This is a genomic window from Thiorhodococcus fuscus (genome assembly GCF_042682685.1).
Taxonomy (GTDB): domain Bacteria; phylum Pseudomonadota; class Gammaproteobacteria; order Chromatiales; family Chromatiaceae; genus Imhoffiella; species Imhoffiella fuscus.
This window is the reverse complement of sequence record NZ_JBHUHX010000037.1, coordinates 1-1,851: the sequence shown is the minus strand read 5'-3', so window position 1 is coordinate 1,851 and position 1,851 is coordinate 1. Positions and strand designations below refer to the sequence as shown.

Genomic DNA, 1,851 nt, shown 5'->3' with positions numbered 1-1,851 from the left:
CTTCCATCTTCCGGAGACGCGATATGCTGCTCAATTTTAATGTCCGGATATCACATTAGATGGCTATATCAGAGACGTGGCTGCCGGGATTAAATTCGCCAGGGAATCTCATGAATTATGAAGTTGTGTGTAATGAGATGACCTTTAAGTGTCGCTTTTCTCAGTAATGGAAGTACACGTGGCAAGGTAACGGGAGTCGTTCGTGGTCATCACGTCGAGCAAAACCGTAGCGCGGAGTTCACAGAAGCTTTCGTCCCAACCGTCGTTATTTTCTTGATTCACATGAAAACCGCTGAGGATAGAGAATTCTCTCATTTAGCCAAGAATTTTGGAGGAATGAAGCCGTTCTTCGAGCATACTTTCCGGCTAAAAACATGGGTTGAGGACAAGAAATCGAATTCACTTGAAGCCGTGGATTTCTTTGATAATCCTGAACTTTTGTTAAGGATTCAGAAGCAGTTATTGGCTCTGATGGTTAGCGATAGAGAAAGATGTGAGCGTATTCTCAACTCTAGCGTTACACCAGGAAATAAGCCGCTGACGTTGAAATAGGCTCTGCGCGGATTTTACTGGGCTTTCATGCTGAACTGCGCGAGTCTGGGGCAGATCCGGCCACCCATCCAATAGTATTCGGTAATATTTTGATGCGATCGCCCTGGGGATCAAATTCGCTAGGAAATCTCATGAATTATGAATATGTGTGTAATGAGATTGAGCTGGAAGGTACGGATTTCAGACATCGCGAAATTAAGGGTAAATCTCAAGAAGATGCCAATATAAAAATAAAGCTTAATTTGAAATTTAGCGTGTTTAGGGAAGAAAATTAAAATGATAGCAAGTATCAAGCGAAATGTTCTATTGGCACAAGGATTCCTTAACTGGCGGGCCATAAGGGCACTAGGTGAACGGCAAATTTTAACGAAAGCCTCTTACATTGCGCTCTTTATCGTCCCGCTACTTGCTGCGACTTGGCCAGCCGTAAGTGCTATTTCCATACAGCCTGACCAGGGTCTTGCAGATGCGGTAGCAAAAATTGAGAATATAAACGAAACACTGGTTGATAGCTTAGATGCATTTAGTAGGTCTGCGGTTGGCAGCTGTTTCTCCGATGTCGCCTTGGAAAAAGGGAAGAAGGAAGTGCTCATCCTTGTGGATGATTTGCAAAACAGTTGCGCTAGTTTGCTTTGGGAATTTAACTCTTGGAAATTCGACCTTCAAAAGCAGACGAATCAAGAGATGTTTCTGCCTTGGACCTTTGCTGCAGCTTTTTTTGCTGCGCTCGCTGTGGTACTTGCACATCTTATCTATCAGAGTTGTGCTCCAGATGCCGTTAAGAGAAGAACTCTTGAAGAGTTTGTTGTGAATCGACTGAGTCAGTTTAGTTTGGGGGTGTCTGAGGAGTTAGTCGGGTCAGCGATACGGGCTTTGCAGTCCCGAGCTGGTCGGCGAGAGACACGTGGTGAAGCCTATAAGAATGAGGTTAAGTGGCGGCAATTTCTGAATATGGATGAAGCTGAAGTAGCTAACCGAGTTAGCGCTCTTTCAATATCTGACCTCGCTGCATTCTATTTACTGTTGAAATCAGATGACGAGGCGGTTCGTCGCATGCGCAGCAGATATTCAGATGTATCAACACGCATTGCCGCTTCGATTGGAGAAAGGCTTAATAAAAAAAATGATTTAGGCGAATACAATAGATATATTGTCGCGCGAGGGGCGCGCGCGGAATATATTGGGATGGCTGAGCGAAATTCATTAGCAATTGGAGCAGCCGGCCTGCTTTATTTATTGTCCGAAGCAGGGTTAAAACCACCGCCTTTAGGCGGTCAGATTTATTGTCCGAAGCAGGGT

3 protein-coding genes are annotated in these 1,851 nt (G+C 44.7%); all 3 read left to right on the top strand.

The annotated features are described in order from the left end of the window. Window positions 1–282 precede the first annotated feature (282 nt). Complete coding sequence (locus ACFSJC_RS13390) at window positions 283–552, top strand: hypothetical protein (protein WP_386027429.1); 270 nt, start codon at window positions 283–285, stop codon at window positions 550–552. A gap of 131 nt (window positions 553–683) precedes the next feature. Continuing rightward, window positions 684–827, top strand: a complete 144-nt coding sequence (locus ACFSJC_RS13385; RefSeq protein WP_386027428.1) for a hypothetical protein — start codon at window positions 684–686, stop codon at window positions 825–827. A gap of 1 nt (window position 828) precedes the next feature. Continuing rightward, window positions 829–1,851: hypothetical protein (locus tag ACFSJC_RS13380; RefSeq protein WP_386027427.1), on the top strand; the 1,023-nt coding region annotated here is incomplete at its 3' end.